Annotated in this window: 20 protein-coding genes; 7 read left to right on the plus strand and 13 right to left on the minus strand. The window is 69.1% G+C overall.

Annotated elements, in window-relative coordinates:
- Positions 1-15: 15 nt before the first annotated feature.
- The 4 genes from ACFX43_RS25200 to ACFX43_RS25215 all read right to left on the minus strand — a co-directional run bounded on the left by ACFX43_RS25200 (position 16) and on the right by ACFX43_RS25215 (position 2,605).
- Complete coding sequence (locus ACFX43_RS25200; RefSeq protein ID WP_378837329.1) at positions 16-627, minus strand: flavodoxin family protein; 612 nt, start codon at positions 625-627, stop codon at positions 16-18.
- Between the two features lie 268 nt (positions 628-895).
- Positions 896-1,192 (minus strand): muconolactone Delta-isomerase family protein, encoded by a 297-nt coding sequence (locus ACFX43_RS25205; RefSeq protein WP_378837333.1) that lies wholly within the window; start codon positions 1,190-1,192, stop codon positions 896-898.
- 15 nt (positions 1,193-1,207) lie between these two features.
- Positions 1,208-1,825, minus strand: coding sequence for an NAD(P)H:quinone oxidoreductase (gene wrbA / locus ACFX43_RS25210; protein ID WP_378837340.1), 618 nt, complete (start codon positions 1,823-1,825; stop codon positions 1,208-1,210).
- 159 nt (positions 1,826-1,984) lie between these two features.
- Complete coding sequence (locus ACFX43_RS25215; RefSeq protein ID WP_378837347.1) at positions 1,985-2,605, minus strand: TetR/AcrR family transcriptional regulator; 621 nt, start codon at positions 2,603-2,605, stop codon at positions 1,985-1,987.
- 63 nt (positions 2,606-2,668) lie between these two features.
- On the opposite strand from ACFX43_RS25215, the gene ACFX43_RS25220 reads away from it, so the two are divergent.
- Complete coding sequence (locus ACFX43_RS25220; RefSeq protein WP_378837355.1) at positions 2,669-3,379, plus strand: SDR family NAD(P)-dependent oxidoreductase; 711 nt, start codon at positions 2,669-2,671, stop codon at positions 3,377-3,379.
- A 30-nt stretch (positions 3,380-3,409) separates the two neighbouring features.
- On the plus strand, positions 3,410-3,790 hold the full coding sequence (locus tag ACFX43_RS25225) for a YybH family protein (RefSeq protein WP_378837360.1): 381 nt from the start codon (positions 3,410-3,412) through the stop codon (positions 3,788-3,790).
- A gap of 105 nt (positions 3,791-3,895) precedes the next feature.
- Here ACFX43_RS25225 and ACFX43_RS25230 read toward each other — a convergent pair whose 3' ends face one another.
- The 3 genes from ACFX43_RS25230 to ACFX43_RS25240 all read right to left on the minus strand — a co-directional run bounded on the left by ACFX43_RS25230 (position 3,896) and on the right by ACFX43_RS25240 (position 6,062).
- Entirely contained in the window at positions 3,896-4,378 is a 483-nt protein-coding gene (locus ACFX43_RS25230) for a hypothetical protein (RefSeq protein ID WP_378837365.1), read from the minus strand.
- A gap of 20 nt (positions 4,379-4,398) precedes the next feature.
- Complete coding sequence (locus ACFX43_RS25235; RefSeq protein WP_378841133.1) at positions 4,399-5,400, minus strand: NAD-dependent epimerase/dehydratase family protein; 1,002 nt, start codon at positions 5,398-5,400, stop codon at positions 4,399-4,401.
- Positions 5,401-5,597: 197 nt separating this feature from the next.
- Entirely contained in the window at positions 5,598-6,062 is a 465-nt protein-coding gene (locus ACFX43_RS25240; protein ID WP_378837370.1) for an STING domain-containing protein, read from the minus strand.
- A gap of 189 nt (positions 6,063-6,251) precedes the next feature.
- Between ACFX43_RS25240 and ACFX43_RS25245 the strand changes: the two genes are divergently transcribed.
- A complete protein-coding gene (locus ACFX43_RS25245; protein ID WP_378837377.1) occupies positions 6,252-6,911 on the plus strand; it encodes a GGDEF domain-containing protein in 660 nt (219 codons plus the stop codon).
- 25 nt (positions 6,912-6,936) lie between these two features.
- On the opposite strand, the gene ACFX43_RS25250 is transcribed toward ACFX43_RS25245, so the two are convergent.
- Both ACFX43_RS25250 and ACFX43_RS25255 read right to left on the minus strand, forming a co-directional pair.
- Positions 6,937-7,776 carry an SDR family oxidoreductase gene (locus ACFX43_RS25250; protein ID WP_378837380.1) on the minus strand — a complete coding sequence of 280 codons (840 nt, stop codon included), beginning with the start codon at positions 7,774-7,776 and terminating at the stop codon, positions 6,937-6,939.
- A complete protein-coding gene (locus ACFX43_RS25255) occupies positions 7,773-8,240 on the minus strand; it encodes a peroxiredoxin (protein ID WP_378837384.1) in 468 nt (155 codons plus the stop codon). Before ACFX43_RS25255 ends, ACFX43_RS25250 begins: the two co-directional genes overlap by 4 nt.
- Before the next feature lie 122 nt (positions 8,241-8,362).
- Here ACFX43_RS25255 and ACFX43_RS25260 point away from each other — a divergent pair, with 122 nt between their 5' ends.
- Both ACFX43_RS25260 and ACFX43_RS25265 read left to right on the plus strand, forming a co-directional pair.
- Entirely contained in the window at positions 8,363-8,959 is a 597-nt protein-coding gene (locus ACFX43_RS25260) for a TetR/AcrR family transcriptional regulator (protein ID WP_378837387.1), read from the plus strand.
- The gene (locus ACFX43_RS25265) at positions 8,943-9,308 is read left to right on the plus strand and encodes a DoxX family protein (RefSeq protein WP_378837390.1); all 366 of its coding nucleotides are present in this window, start codon (positions 8,943-8,945) and stop codon (positions 9,306-9,308) included. Before ACFX43_RS25260 ends, ACFX43_RS25265 begins: the two co-directional genes overlap by 17 nt.
- Before the next feature lie 139 nt (positions 9,309-9,447).
- On the opposite strand, the gene ACFX43_RS25270 is transcribed toward ACFX43_RS25265, so the two are convergent.
- The gene (locus ACFX43_RS25270; protein ID WP_378837394.1) at positions 9,448-10,095 is read right to left on the minus strand and encodes a hypothetical protein; all 648 of its coding nucleotides are present in this window, start codon (positions 10,093-10,095) and stop codon (positions 9,448-9,450) included.
- A gap of 221 nt (positions 10,096-10,316) precedes the next feature.
- Between ACFX43_RS25270 and ACFX43_RS25275 the strand changes: the two genes are divergently transcribed.
- Entirely contained in the window at positions 10,317-11,672 is a 1,356-nt protein-coding gene (locus tag ACFX43_RS25275) for an MFS transporter (RefSeq protein WP_378837397.1), read from the plus strand.
- The gene (locus ACFX43_RS25280; RefSeq protein ID WP_378837400.1) at positions 11,669-13,102 is read left to right on the plus strand and encodes a pyridoxal phosphate-dependent decarboxylase family protein; all 1,434 of its coding nucleotides are present in this window, start codon (positions 11,669-11,671) and stop codon (positions 13,100-13,102) included. Before ACFX43_RS25275 ends, ACFX43_RS25280 begins: the two co-directional genes overlap by 4 nt.
- Here ACFX43_RS25280 and ACFX43_RS25285 read toward each other — a convergent pair.
- From ACFX43_RS25285 to ACFX43_RS25295, 3 genes are read right to left on the minus strand one after another with little or no spacing between them, the layout of a single operon-like run.
- A complete protein-coding gene (locus ACFX43_RS25285) occupies positions 13,086-13,379 on the minus strand; it encodes a DUF3618 domain-containing protein (protein ID WP_378837405.1) in 294 nt (97 codons plus the stop codon). The genes ACFX43_RS25280 and ACFX43_RS25285 overlap by 17 nt on opposite strands.
- The gene (locus tag ACFX43_RS25290) at positions 13,376-13,804 is read right to left on the minus strand and encodes a phage holin family protein (protein WP_378837411.1); all 429 of its coding nucleotides are present in this window, start codon (positions 13,802-13,804) and stop codon (positions 13,376-13,378) included. Before ACFX43_RS25290 ends, ACFX43_RS25285 begins: the two co-directional genes overlap by 4 nt.
- A complete protein-coding gene (locus ACFX43_RS25295; RefSeq protein WP_378837418.1) occupies positions 13,801-14,124 on the minus strand; it encodes a hypothetical protein in 324 nt (107 codons plus the stop codon). The genes ACFX43_RS25290 and ACFX43_RS25295 overlap by 4 nt, the downstream gene beginning before the upstream one ends.
- Positions 14,125-14,150 lie beyond the last annotated feature (26 nt).

The following is a 14,150-nucleotide window of genomic DNA, read 5'->3' on the forward strand; positions in this document are numbered from 1 at the left end:
GCCGCTGACGTCACCTCACTCCCCCGCCGGATAGGGCGACTCGGCCAGCAGGCCGGCGAGGTGGGCCAGGTTGCGGGCCAGGGTCCTTGTCGTTCCCGCGGTGGTCTCCGGTGTCGGCTTCTTGTCCTTGTAGTCCACACCCTGCATGGCCTCGCCGACCCAGTAGGTCGCCGCGCCGGCGGGGATGGTGAAGCCGACGTCGCTGAGGGCTTGGCAGAGCTCGGCGGTGACGTGGTGGGCGCCGTCCTCGTTGCCGACGACGCCGATCCCGGCGACCTTGTCGTAGGTCAGCATACGGCCGGCGTCGTCGGTCTCGCCGAGCTCGGCGTCGAGGCGCTCGAGCACCATCTTGCACACCGAGGACGGCTGGCCCAGCCAGATCGGGGTGACCAGCACGAGCACGTCAGCGGCGAGCATCCGCTCGCGCAGCTGGGGCCACGCATCACCATCACCCTCGTCGGTGGTCACTCCGAAGCGGACGTCGTGGTCGACGACCCGGACCACCTCGCCCTTCACCCCGTGGTCCGTGAGCGCCGAGAGGATCTGGGACCCGAGCAGCTCGGAGCTGGACTCGTCGGGCGAGCGTTTGAGGGTGCAGTTCAGGATCAGACAGGTCGGTGACGTCATGACACCAGGTAACCCGCGGGCTCGATCGTCATGCGCTGATCACGGTACGCCCCACCCGCAGGTGCGGGTCCTGATCCGGGCGAGCTGGTCGAGACGTCCGTCGTCCTCGATGACGGCACGCTGCGCTGCCACCCGGCCGGCTGACCTCGTCGTCGCCGCCGTGGAGAACGGTGAGGATGACTGGTCCTTCGGTGGTGGCGAGGCCCAGTTCCTCACCGCAGCCCCGTGAGGGCCCGACGAGGTGCAGCGCGGTGACGGAGTGTGTCGTTCAGTGGCCGCGAGCGGCCGGGTCGTTCGGATGTGATGCCACCGCGGTGACGTCGAAGGTCATCCACGGGGACAGCGGCAATGTTTCCAGGACGTTCGCACGCAGGTCCGCCTCGTCGTCGGCGACCCACAGGCCGATGCTCCGCATCTCGCCGATCGGCCGCCAGAGCCGAACGAGGTGGCCACTCAGCGCCAGCTCCGCAGCCCGGGCCGCCTCAGCGGCCCGACGTCGATCGACTTCCGCCTGCGGGGTCCCGTCAGGGACCACGGTCGTGATCTCAACGATGAACTCAACCATCGGTCGTCTCCTTTCTCAGGCTGCCCGTCCGGACTTGAGAAGCCGGGCGATCTCGACCACTCGCTGGGCCTGGTGCTTGGCCGATGCCCGGGTGACGTCACCGACCGGATTGGTCCCCTGGGCATCCACGTGGGACGTTCCGTACGGGTTGCCGTCGTCGTACTTGACCGGGTCGGTGAAGCCGGGCGCGACGAGGATCCCTCCGAAGTGATGCACCGAGGTGTAGAGCGACTGCAGCGTCGTCTCCTGGCCTCCATGGAGGCTGGAGGACGAGACGAACCCGCTGTAGACCTTGTCGACCAGCTTGCCCTCGGCCCACAGCCCACCGAGCGTGTCGATGAACTGCTTGAGCTGTGCGGAGACGTTTCCGAACCGGGTCGGCGTGCCGAAGAGGACGACGTCGGCCCACGCGACGTCTTCCGGTGACGCCTCCGGGACATCCGACGTGGTGGCGTGGTTCGCTGCCCACGCTGGATTCGACTCGATGGCCGAGAGCGGGGCAAGCTCCGGGGCCTTGGTGAGGCGCACCTCGGCGCCGGTGGCCAGCAGTCCCTTCTCCAGCTCGCGTGCGACCTCGGCCGTGGTACCGGTCGAGGAGTAGTAGACGATCGTGACCTTCACGTTTTCAGACATGGGGTGAGTCCCTTCTCTCAGGGCCGGCTCATAGTTGACCGACCGTCTACTAAACGTAGAGGACACGGCCCTATTCCCGCCGCCGCCGATTTCAGTGCACGCCGCGCGCCGTCGCGCTCCCCCGCTCGGCAGTCGGAGCGCAGGTCAGCGGCGTCCGCCCTACAGCTGAGCCGACTGCCCTGCAGGCAGGGCGATGCCCATCAGTCGCAGACTGTTGCCCCAGAGGGCGTCGAGCTCACCAGGGTCGTTGAACAGCTTGGCGAAGAGCACGAGCCCCTCGAGCTGGGCCACGATCGACTTCGCAGCCAGCCGCGCGTCCACGAGCTCGATCTCGCCGGCGTCCACCGCAGCGGCCAGGTGCTCGGCGATGATCTGGACCTGCTCGTCGAAGATCTCCTGGAGCCTCTTCTGCAACGAGGGGTTGATCGCGCTGACTTCGAGGGCGAGATTGCCGAACAGGCAACCCGTGACCGCTCCAGTCCCGCGCAGTGCCGACGCCTGCATCTGTGCGGTTGCATCGAAGATCCCCCGAAGACGCTCCAGCGCCGTGCCCGATCCCGCCAGGATCGCGGTCCACTCTCCACGCTGCCACACCCAGTGAGCGTCGACGACGGCCAGCGCCAAGGCCTCCTTCGACGGAAAGAAGTAGTAGAACGAGCCCTTCTGCACACCGGCGCGGGCGGCGATCTCCGCCACGCCGACGGAACTGTAGGGCCGCTCGCCGAACAACTCGGTGGCTGCAGCGACGAGCCGCTCGCCCGCATCAGAAGTCCGTCCCACGCTGCCGATTGTAGACCGACCGCCTAGCGGAATAGTTGACCGACCGTCTATGTTCTTGTCGCCATGAGCACACGAAAGGTCGCCATCATCACCGGCGCTTCACAAGGAATCGGAGCCGCGCTCGTCGCGGCCTATCAGGACCTCGGCTACGCAGTCGTCGCCAACTCTCGATCCATCGAGTCGGCCTCGACCGACGACATCCAGACCGTCGCCGGCGACATCGGCGACATCACGGTCGCGCAGCGCGTGATCGCGACGGCAATCGAGCGGTTCGGTCGGGTCGACACGCTGATCAACAATGCGGGCATCTTCGTCGCCAAGCCGTTCACCGACTACACCGTCGAGGACTACGAGGCGATCAAGCGCACCAACTTGGACGGCTTCTTCCACATCACGCAGGCGGCGCTCGGACAACTCCTCGAGCAGGAAGAGGGCGGGCATGTGGTCAGTGTGACCACCACCCTGGTCGAGAGCGCATCCGCAGCGGTGCCCTCGGTCCTGGCGTCCCTCAGCAAGGGTGGGGTCGCGGCCGCGACCAAGTCGCTCGCCATCGAGTACGCCGGCCGAGGCATCCGGGTGAACGCGGTCTCGCCCGGCATCATCAAGACACCCATGCACTCACCCGAGACCCATGGCTTCCTCGCCGCACTCCACCCTGTTGGAGCGTTGGGCGAGATCGACGACGTGACCCGCGGCGTGCTCTACCTGGAGCAGTCTCCGTTCGTCACGGGCGAGTTCCTCCACATCGACGGCGGCCAGAGCGCCGGCCACTGAGCGTCCCACCTCACCCGAAGGAGAACCTCCATGACCAGCGAGACCCTCAGCGCGGAGCACGAACTGCGCACCGTGCTCGACCAGTGGGCCACAGCTGTCGCCGAACACCGGCCGACCGATGTCGCCGCCCTCTTCACCGAGAACGCGCTCTTCCAGGGCTTCGACCCCGCTCCCGGTGTCGGGCGCGACTACATCAGCCACTACTACGCCAAGCAGCCGGTCGGTCTACGAGCGGCGTACGAGCTACTCTCCACACGCGAGATCGCCCCGGACGCCCTCGCCGGGTATGCCCGAGTGCTGTTCACGCGGCCCGATGGGGACGTGACGGTTTACCTCACCGTCATCGCACAACGTGGACAAACCGGCTGGACGTTGAGCCACTACCACGTCTCCAAGCTGATTCCAGGCTGATCTACTGGCGCTCCCCACATCGGCTGCCGCGGCGAGGTCGCCTGCCAGGAGGACACGGCGGGTGTGGGGTTCACTGGCCTCGTCGAGGGCTGCCGCTGATCGCCGTCAGGCCCTGATGACGGTACGCCCCACCCGCAGGTGCAGGTCCTCGAGCCGGGCGAGCTGGTCGTCGGCGCGGCGGATGAGCTCGTCCAGCCGCAGCGGGTCGACACGTACGTCGTCCTCGGTTGCGGCGCGCAGCAGCTGCCACCCGGCCCGCTTCGCGGTCACTGCGTCACGCAGTGCCTCGATCTCGAACAGGTCCGAGAGCGGCGAGCGACGCACCAGTCGGCCGTTCGGCTTGAACCGGCCGGCGAACTCCACCGCCCGACCCGTCGTCGCGGCGATGCGCGACGGGGTCGCTCCGGTCGCCTCGATGATCTGCCGCAGGTACTCCCGGTCCTCGTTGATCTCGGTCGCCAGCTGTCGTACTCGGGCGGCGACGTCGGTATCGGAGTGCGAGCGGGCGACCCGCTCGAACATCGCGACCCCAGCGCTGGACCCTGCCCAGTGGTGCTGCAGGTAGGCGTGCAACATGTCGTCGTTCATGGCTGCTCCTTCTCTGGACGTCAGGGACGTAAGGGCGGGAGCTGGCTGCCCGCCTTCGTCGGGATCCCGGAGAGGACAGCCTCGAGCGCGTCCATGGCCGAGTGGCGCGGTCGCCAATCGAGCTCCAGCTCAGCGCGGGCGGTCGACATCAGGGGCAACTGCATGACCGCGCCCAGCAGGCTGCCGGGGACCTGCGCCAGCCGTGCGTGCCAGGCCGCATCCAGGCCGTGACGCATGGCCGCTGAGGGGACCTCGACCGTTCGAGCACCGAGCAGCTCACCGATCTCGTCGCGGCGGATCACCCCCGCACCAGCCAGGTTGAACGCGCCCGTCACATCGGTGGTCGCCGCGGTGGCCAGAGCCCGGCCGATGTCGCCGGCGTGGACCGCCTGAAACCGCAGGCCTGCGGGTACCGGCACCATCGGGATCCGCCGACGGTCCATAAGCGCGGGCCTGGCCAGGGCGCCGCCGAAGATGCGCCGTTGCTCGCTGGCCGCGGAGCGCTGGAAGACGAACGCGGGCCGAACCCTGACCAGACGGACCTCGGGGTGGTTGCAGGAGAAGGCGTCCAGAGCCCGTTCGACGTACGCCTTCTCCCGGCAGTATGCGGCGGCAGACGCCCCGTCGGTCTCCCAGGTCTCGTCGATCGGATCGTCGTGGTAGACCGGTGAGTAGGCAGCTACCGATGAGGCACACACGAGCGCCGGGACACCTGCCCGGGCGACGGCCTCGAGAACCCGGCGGGTGCCGACGGCGTTGGTGGCCCAGGTCTCTTCGGGGCGGTGCGTCGGCTGGAACTTCCAGGCGAGGTGCACGACCGCGTCGGCACCCTCCACCACCGGCTCCAGGTTGGCCGTCGACACATCGGCAACACGCCATTCGACGGAGGCATGGGGACTGGACCGAGGGCCGTCCGGAGCGCGGCGCGCGACGGCCACGACCTCGGCGGCCCCGTCCGCGGTGAGTGCCCGGATGGCGGCGCTGCCGAGGTTTCCCGACGCACCGATGACGACCACCTTCATGTTGTCCACGACCTCCCTGCGGTCGGCCCGACCGCGGTGTGAATCTCACCGGTACCCACCCCGGGCAGGTTCAGCACTCCCCTCCTGCCCGGCTCGAACCGCCGGATCCGGGTGACGCGCAGGCAGATCGATCCGACGGAGGCATCTCCACCTACCAGCCGAGCGTGCGTAGAGCCGCCGACCTGCATCCGATGAGCTCAGGTGAGGCCCGGGAAGACCGCCGCTGCGGTGGACACTCGGATGACGTCGCGGAGGAACCGGGGGCCGACGCGGCGGTCGCCGGCGGAGCGGATGCGCTTGATGAGCTTGCTCTGGAAGCGGTCGATCTCCTTCTGCTCCAGCGCCATCCAGTGGTCGCTCGTACGCCGGTGGGGATCGACGTCGAAGCGCTCGTCGATGGACTCGGCGACGGTGGACAGGGTGGTCGGGAAGACGTCGAGGAGGCGCACCGGTTCGCCGTCGACGAGCGGAAGGCACTTCAGCGGCCGTGGTCGCGAGAAGGCCGGGTGGGTCACGGTCGCGGGGACGACCAGGCCGGGCTGGGCGAGCTCGAGATCGATGAAGTCGTCGCTGCACCACTCCAGCCAATTGGGCACCACGACCGTCACCGTGACGTCCCGTGCCGATCTCGAGCAGCGCGTTGGCGACGGATGTCGGCCCATTGACTCACAACGCCAACGCGACTGCTACGACATCGGAAACGTGCTCCAACGTGGTCGCAATCTTTGCTGCCGCCCTACCTCAAGCGGGCCAAATGCAGCGAGCTCATCGGTACGCTGCGACGCCGACAGGCGGGTGCGGAACGCCTGTTCCGGTCGGTCCTGACAACGGCGGGCGGGGGACGATGCCCAGTGGCAAGGCTTGCGATCGCCTTGTTCGCGGCAACCGCCAGCGGCGCATTCGGCTACGGACTCTGGCAGAGGCACCGCCGTCGGTTCGAGGCGCGCAGGACGAGCGAAACGCGAGCATGGGCTCAAGAGCTCGAAGTCGAAATCAGCAAGCTCAAGGGGCAGATTGACGCGTCGCGCCGTGACAGCCTGACCGGCCTCTTGACGCGCGATCAGTGGGAAGCCGACACCACCGCGCTGCTGGCCAGTGGACATGCACGGGCGGTGCTCTGGATCGACCTCGATCGGTTCAAGGAAGTGAACTCGACGTTCGGCCATCTCGCCGGAAACGCCGCGCTTGCGGAGATCGGCAAGCGCCTGCGCAGCCGGGACGACGGCAGCCTGGCGGGACGGTTCGGAGGTGATGAGTTCGTCCTCGTTCTCCCCTATCCGCCGCCGGACGCGCAACTCGAACGACTTGCAATGGAGCTAGGCAAGCCGATCACCGTAACAACGCCCCTGGACCAGACCCCGAGGACGGTGATCCTGACGGCGTCAATCGGTGTCGCGGTGTGGACCTCCGCGGTGCCTCCTGGGGTACCGCTCCTGTTGGACCTCTCAGACCGCGCCATGCGCGAGGCAAAGGAAACGGGCAGCTGCGTGACGATGGTCCATGAGGCCTGATCCGCCACCAGGGTGGCATCGCAGGCTAGCCGGCGGCGAGGTAGTCGCGGAGGCTCAGAGGATCACGCCCGGTGAGAGTGGCTACGGCGGTGCTGACTCCGTCGAGCTGCCCTGCGGCGATCGCGGTGTAGGTGGAGACCCAGGCGTCGTACTGCCAGTCGGGCGCCTCCCAACGGCGACGCGACGTGTAGGCCTCCTCGATCGTCTCGTCGTGATAGCGCACCTCACTCCCACGATGCTCGGTGAGGATGTCGGCGACCTCGCTCATGGTGAGCGCCTCGGGGCCAGTGAGGTCGTAGGTGAGCCCTCGGTGATGCTGCGGCGCCGTGAGCGTGGCCACCGCGGAGCGCGCCACGTCGGCTCGTGCGACCGCCGCGAAGCGCCCGTTGCCGGCCGGACCCCGGATGACGCCGTCCTCGCCGACCAACGACGGGAGGAAGTCGAGGTAGAAGTTGTCGCGCAGCAGGGTGTAGCCCATCCCGCTCGCCTTGATCCGCTCCTCGGTCGCGAAGTGGTCGCGCGCGAGCGTGAAGACGGCATCCGGCGCGGCACCGAAGAAGGAGGTGTAGACGATGTGCTCGACCCCGGCCGACGCGGCGGCGTCGACGAAGGTGAGGTGCTGTTCCAGGCGGTCGGCCGACTCGGCGGCCGAGACCATGAGCACGGTCTGTACGCCCTCGAGAGCCCTCACCGCGGCCTCTCTGTCGCCGTAGGTGACCGCGAACGCGTCGGCTCCGGGGATGTCGGGGGCTCTGGCGGTGTCCCGTACGAGAAGTCGGAGTGTCGCGTCTGAGCCGCCGAGCGCACGGGCGACGGCACCGCCGACGTAGCCGGTGGCCCCGGTGACGGCGATGGTGGTCGTCATTCCACGTCGTCCCTGAGCGCGGCGAGGGCCTCGTCGGCGTGGATCTCGGCCTTGAGCATCCCCTCGACGACCGTCTTGATCCGTCCGTCGGTGCCGATGGCGAAGGTCGTACGCTGCAGCGGCCCGAGCTTGCCGAGGAGGCTGGGCTTCACCCCGTAGAGCTCGGCGACCGCCCCGGCGGGATCGGAGAGGACCGGATAGTCGAGGTCGTGGTTGGCGGCGAAGCCGGCCTGCTTCTCCACGCTGTCCTTGCTGATCCCGAGCCGGTGGGCGCCGAGCGCCTCGAACTCCCCGGCGAGATCACGGAAGTGGCAGGCCTCCTTGGTGCACACCGCCGTCTCGGCGGCCGGGTAGAAGAAGATCACCACCGGGCCCTTCTCGAGCAGCGGGGAGAGCGTGACGGACGTACCGTCCTGGGCGGGGAGCGTGAAGTCGGGCGCGACGGCACCGGTCTCGAGCGGCATGGCGCCAACCTACCCGGCCGGACCTGCCGGTGACGCGGCTCAGCGGATTGACGCGAGGGACAGCACCCGGATAGGTTGATGAACATGTTCAGTGAACATGTTCATCAACGGCGGCCTGCCGCATGAAACGCCAGGAACGGCGGGCGGCCACACGTCAGCACGTGCTCGCGGTGGCTGCGCAGATGTTCGAGGAGCGCGGGTTCGACTCGACCACTGTCCGCGACATCGCCCAGGCCGCAGGCGTCAGCGTGGGCACCGTGATGGCTGTCGGAGACAAGTCGGCGCTCTTGGTCGAGGTCTTCGACGGTCGCATCGGCGAGGTGCACGAGAAACGCGACACAAAGGCCTCCGTGGCCCCCGACGGGGACGCCGTCGGCGCGTTGCTCGACATCTTCGCCCCCTTCGTGGAGATGTTCGCCGCCAACCCCACCCTCGCGCAGGACTACGCCGCTGCACTCGTCAGCGGCAAGCATCGGGCAGGCGTGTTCCACGACCTCGCAGCGACGTTGCGGCGCGAGATCTCCCAGACCCTGCAGCAGACCGGCCTCAATCCCGAGGTCGCGGATCAGACAGCCATCGCCGTGCACCTCGCGTATCTCGGCACGCTCTTCATGAGTGCCGGGACGGGCGACCCGAACGACCCGAAACCCGGCGAGGACTTCGTCGCCGTCCTGCAGCACCTCGCCAGCGAAAGGCCGAACCGTGACCCTCATTCCTGATCCCGACTGGCCACAGCTGCTGCTCGCCGGGCTGCTGGCTTTCGACGTGGCCCTGTCCCTGCGGCCTGCCGGATTCATCCGGACCTGTCTCAACGGCGTCGCGTTCCCCGAGGACTACTGGTGGGCGCTCATCGCCATCAAGTCGCTCGCCGTGACCGGTCTGCTCGCCGGCATCTGGCACGAGGGCATCGGCTTGGCCGCGAACGTCGGCGTCGTCGCGTACTTCCTCGCCGCGGTCGTCGCGCACGTTCGGGCACGGTTCCTCGGCTTCGAGCTCTGGATCAACTGCCTGGGCTTCCTCGGCATCGCCATCGGCGTGCTCGTGCTGTCCTACACCACCGTCGTGTGACGCGGTGACGCGCTCGTTGCCCGTCCCCCGACGGTCTGCCACTCCCCTTGGCCTCGAGGTCGAGGCGACCGCCGGGAAAGGGATCCTGGGAGTCCTGAGGTCACCAGGTGACCTAAGGACTCCCAGGTCGCGTCGTCCGCTAGCGGTTTCGGAGCCAGAACGCCCCGGACGCGTCGGCGTACGTGTAGGCGTCACCCGCGTAGTACAGGCGGTAGTTGCGCGAGCTGGGCGGGTTCCACACGATCGCGACGGTGCCGCGCTTCCCTGCCTGCCCCGACGTCTTCGCCGACTTCACCGTGCGCCAGACGCCGTCCTTCTTCACCTGCAGCTTCACGGTCTTCCCGACCTGCCGGACGCCGTTCCTGGTGAGCGTGCCGGTGACCTTCCACGAATGGTCGCCGGACTTCGTCTTGCCGGTGTAGGCGATCTGCGAGGCACGGCGGGTGTTCGAGACGGTGAATGTCTTCGTGGCGGTCCGCTTCGTTTCGGCGAACGTCGCCCAGTCCGTGACCGTCACGATGGCCTGCGCGGTGTAGGTGCCTCGTTTGTCGAGGTAGTGGCAGAACATGGACCCGTCGAGGGTGAACGTGTACGTGCCGTTGGCCGTCACCGACCTGTAGTCGAAGTTCATGTCGACGATGGGCCTGTCGGGGGCGGTGACGCGCAGCTCGACGTCGATGTCACCACCTTCGGCACCGAGGCCGCTGACGGGAACGGTGACCTTGTAGTCGTTGCCGTAGTAGCAACCGGTCCCGTACGAGGGGAACTTGAACGACGGGGCCGACACCGTGACCGTTCCGATCGAAGCGGATCGCCGAGTGCGTCGGCCGGCATCAGACCGGCCATCGACCGTGGGCCCTTTCTTTACCCAGCGCGCCGGGACGGCGGCGTTCGGCAAAGATGTACCCAACGCGGGGTACGAGTCGGCACTGCACCAGCCCGCGGCCGTACCGGGGGAATTCCGACGTTCCCTGACACCGAGGGTCCGGCCACGGCACTATGTCGGGCATGCCCGCCAGCCCGACCCTCCCGCTCGGCGTACGGATCGGCTACGGCTCCGGCTCCGTGGCGACCGGCACTTTCGGCACGATCCCGGGCCTGATGCTGCTCCCCTACCTGACCGACAGCCTCGGCATCGCCGCCCTGGCCGCGGGGTTCATCGTGTTCGCGCCGAAGGCGTGGGATGTCGTGCTGAACCCGATCGCGGGCCGGATCAGCGACCGGACGGTGGACCCACGAGGGCCGCGGCGGCCGTGGCTGCGCCGGGCCGGGATCGCGCTGGCGGTGACGTTCGCGCTGCTGTTCGCGGCACCGTCGATGGCGACCGGCCTCGAGGCGCTGTGGGTGCTGGCCCTGTTCCTGGCCTGCGCGACGGCGTACGCGTTCTTCCAGGTGCCCTACGTCGCCATGCCCGCCGAGCTGACCGAGTCCTATGACGAACGCACCCGGCTGATGACCTGGCGGGTCGCGATCCTGGCGCTCACCATCCTGCTCGCCGGCGCGACCGCGCCGATGATCCGGGACGCCGTCGGTGGCCGCGACGGGTACCGGGTGATGGGCGTGGTGATGGCTGTGCTCATCCTGGCCGGGGTGTTCAGTGCGTACGTCGGCACCCGCCGGGCGCCGGTCCACACCGTCCAGCCGGGGGCGGGCAGCCTGCGCGACCAGCTGAGGATCGTCGCGGCGGCGCCCGACTTCCGCCGGCTGCTCATCACGTTCGTGATCCAGGCCGTCGCGTTCGGCGCGATGCTCGCCGGCGTCGACTACCTGGCCGGCGATGTGATCGGCCGCGACGGCGCGGCGACGATCCTGTTCGTCTGCTTCGTCGGCCCCGCGCTGCTGCTCACCCCCGCGTGGGCGGCGCTCGGCGCCCGGATCGGCAAGAAGAACGGGTACGTCGCCGCCTCGGTCGTCCTCGCCGCCGGCGCCTTGCTCGCCTCCACCGCGCAGACCGCCCCGGTGGCGCTGGTCTATGCCGCGGTGGTGCTGGTCGGGACCGGGTACGCCGGGTGCCAGGTGTTCCCGATGGCGATGCTCCCCGACGCGGCCGCTGTCGACGCCAGGCGCAGCGGGTCGAGCCGGATCGGCGTCTACACCGGCGTCTGGACCGCCGGCGAGACCCTCGGGCTCGCGCTCGGGCCCGGGGTCTACGCCGCGGTGCTCGCGCTCGGCGGCTACCGCTCCTCGACCGGGAGCGACGTCGCCCAGCCGGACTCGGCGCTGACCGCGATCACGCTCGGTTTCTCGGTGCTGCCGGCCTGCCTGGCTCTGCTCAGCCTGCTGTGGCTGCGGCGCTACTCGCTCACCGCCGCCGACGTGGACGGAGACGTCGACGGCGACAAGGATGGGACCGTGACCGTATGACCGACGCCTTGACCCAGCTCCGCTCGATGCAGGCCGCCGACCTGCCGGTGCACGGCGGCCGCACGCTCGCCTACGTCTACGACTCCGGCCTGCCCGACATCGACCGGATCGGCCGCGAGGCGGTGGCGGCCTACGCCGGTTCGAACGGCCTGGACCCGACCGCGTTCCCGAGCCTGCTCCGGATGGAGACCGAGGTGGTCGGCATGGCCGCCGACCTCCTCGACGCACCCGAGACCGTGGTCGGCACGGTCACCTCCGGTGGCACCGAGTCGGTGCTGCTCGCGGTGCAGGCCGCGCGCGACGCCCATCCCGGGATCGAGCGGCCGCGGATGGTGCTGCCCGCGACCGCGCACGCCGCCTTCCACAAGGCGGCGCACTACTTCGGGGTTGAGCCGGTGCTGGTGCCGGTCGGGCCTGATTTCCGGGCGGATCCGGCGGCGATGGCCGCGGCGATGGACGAGCGCACCGTGCTGGTCGTCGCCTCGGCGCCGTCCTATGCGCACGGGGTCGTCGACCCGGTCACCGCGATCGCGGCCGCCGCGGCCGAGCGCGGGATCCGCTGCCACGTCGACGCGTGCATCGGTGGCTGGGTGCTGCCCTACGCGACGCGGCTGGGGCGGGACGTACCGGTCTGGACCTTCGCGGTCGAGGGTGTCACCTCGATCTCCGTCGACCTGCACAAGTACGCCTACGCCCCCAAGGGCACCTCGGTGCTGCTGCACCGCACCCCGGAGCTGAGGCGGCCGCAGTTCTTCGCCTCGGCCGCCTGGCCGGGCTACACCATGCTCAACTCCACGATGCAGTCGACGAAGTCGGGCGGACCGCTGGCCGGCGCCTGGGCTGTGCTGCGCTCGTTGGGCGATGAGGGGTACGAGCGGCTCGCCCGAGACGTCTTCGAGGCGGTGGACCGGATCCGCGACGGGGTCGGCGACATGCCCGAGCTCGCCGTGGTCAGCACTCCCGACTCGACGCTTCTCGCGCTCACCACCGACGGCAGCTGCGACCCGTTCACGGTCTGCGACGAGATGGCGGCGCGTGGCTGGTACGTCCAGCCGCAGATGTCCTTCGCCGGCTCCCCCGCCACGATCCACCTGTCGGTGAGCGCGGCGACGCTACCCCACGTACCGGAGCTTCTCGCCGCTCTCGGCGAGGCGGTCGCGGCCGCCGTGGCGGCGGGCCCGGTCACCGTCGACCCGGCCGTCGCCGCGTTCATCGGCGATCTCGACCCGTTCTCCTTGTCCGAGGAGGACTTCGACGGCCTGCTGCTCGCCGCCGGGCTCGTCGGCGCCGACGGCGCAGAGGGCGACCTCGCGCTGCCGCAGCGGATGGCCGAGGTCAACGCGATGCTCGACCTGGCCTCCGCCGCGATGCGCGAGGCGCTGCTCGTCGCCTTTCTCGACCGGCTGACCCGGCCTACTCGGCGTCGCTGAGCCGGCGCTTCCTCCGGGCCAGCATCAGGATCAGGCTGAGCACGATCGCGGCGACGATGCCGCTTCGAATCTGTACGTCTCGGGACCTGACGGCCACCTGCGCACGCTGCTTCACCTCGTGAGCCTTCTCCTTCCCGCGCGTCTTCACATCCAGCCGCGCGGCGAGCTCGTCGAGGGTGTCGGCCATCTCGTGTCGGGTGGTGTCCAGCTCGGCCTCGAGGGCGGCGATGCTGTCGTCGCCGCCTTCGACGGGCCGGGGCACATGGTGCTGCGTCATGGCGTACTCCTCGGGGTGTGGTCCTCGGCGTGGCGGTGCTTGACGGCCTCCACGTCCCACCTGAGGTTCTCGGTGGCGCGTTCGGGCTTCATCGGGGTTCCCTCGGAGACCTGCTTCTTCCCGAACAGGGCGACGCCGCCGGCGATGACCAGGAGCACGACTCCGACCAGCACCGCGGCCAGCCAGGCGTCCATGACCAGCGCCAGGGCGAGGATCGTCGCGGCGATCAGGACCCCGACGCCGTAGAGAGCCACCAGGCCGGCGGCGCCGAACGCCCCGGCCCCCTTGCCGGCGTGCTTGGCCTTCTCGGTCAGCTCGACGCGGGCGAGCTCGAGCTCGCCTCGCACGAGGCTGGACATCTCCGTGGAGAGTCGCGAGACCAGCTCACCCATCGATGCGTCGGTCTGATGATCGGTCTGCGTCACGACTCCCACCCCCGCGGCATGTCGGTCACCGGATCCGTGGTGGTGTGGGGACGCGGGGCGCTCGGCGTCGTCTGGGGAGTCGAGGTCGATGCCGAGGACGACGGGGTGTCGCCAGGCATCTTGTCCTGGATGGTGTGCCGGACGGACTCCGTCCTCTCCTCGGCCACGACTCGGGCGCGGTGCGCCGTCTCCTGGACCCGCGGGTCGTGCCACAGCTGCTGCGCCTTGGCGGCGATGGTGTCGTAGCGCTCACGTCCAGCGCGGGCGCCGAGGACGTAGCCGATACCGAAGGCAGCCAGCAATCCTGTTTTCTTGAACATGTGTTCCTCCTCATCGCTGTACACCT

Source organism: Nocardioides sp. YIM B13467, assembly GCF_042788075.1.
Lineage (GTDB): Bacteria > Actinomycetota > Actinomycetes > Propionibacteriales > Nocardioidaceae > Nocardioides.

Coding starts and splice junctions, on each gene's coding strand:
- ACFX43_RS25260 (WP_378837387.1), top strand. CDS start 8,363: ATGAAACGCCAGGAACGGCGGGCGGCCACACGTCAGCACGTGCTCGCG.
- ACFX43_RS25205 (WP_378837333.1), bottom strand. CDS start 1,192: ATGGTTGAGTTCATCGTTGAGATCACGACCGTGGTCCCTGACGGGACC.
- wrbA (WP_378837340.1), bottom strand. CDS start 1,825: ATGTCTGAAAACGTGAAGGTCACGATCGTCTACTACTCCTCGACCGGT.
- ACFX43_RS25230 (WP_378837365.1), bottom strand. CDS start 4,378: ATGAACGACGACATGTTGCACGCCTACCTGCAGCACCACTGGGCAGGG.
- ACFX43_RS25220 (WP_378837355.1), top strand. CDS start 2,669: ATGAGCACACGAAAGGTCGCCATCATCACCGGCGCTTCACAAGGAATC.
- ACFX43_RS25295 (WP_378837418.1), bottom strand. CDS start 14,124: ATGTTCAAGAAAACAGGATTGCTGGCTGCCTTCGGTATCGGCTACGTC.
- ACFX43_RS25255 (WP_378837384.1), bottom strand. CDS start 8,240: ATGCCGCTCGAGACCGGTGCCGTCGCGCCCGACTTCACGCTCCCCGCC.
- ACFX43_RS25280 (WP_378837400.1), top strand. CDS start 11,669: ATGACCGACGCCTTGACCCAGCTCCGCTCGATGCAGGCCGCCGACCTG.
- ACFX43_RS25200 (WP_378837329.1), bottom strand. CDS start 627: ATGACGTCACCGACCTGTCTGATCCTGAACTGCACCCTCAAACGCTCG.
- ACFX43_RS25250 (WP_378837380.1), bottom strand. CDS start 7,776: ATGACGACCACCATCGCCGTCACCGGGGCCACCGGCTACGTCGGCGGT.
- ACFX43_RS25275 (WP_378837397.1), top strand. CDS start 10,317: ATGCCCGCCAGCCCGACCCTCCCGCTCGGCGTACGGATCGGCTACGGC.
- ACFX43_RS25240 (WP_378837370.1), bottom strand. CDS start 6,062: ATGGGCCGACATCCGTCGCCAACGCGCTGCTCGAGATCGGCACGGGAC.
- ACFX43_RS25225 (WP_378837360.1), top strand. CDS start 3,410: ATGACCAGCGAGACCCTCAGCGCGGAGCACGAACTGCGCACCGTGCTC.
- ACFX43_RS25235 (WP_378841133.1), bottom strand. CDS start 5,400: ATGAAGGTGGTCGTCATCGGTGCGTCGGGAAACCTCGGCAGCGCCGCC.
- ACFX43_RS25285 (WP_378837405.1), bottom strand. CDS start 13,379: ATGACGCAGCACCATGTGCCCCGGCCCGTCGAAGGCGGCGACGACAGC.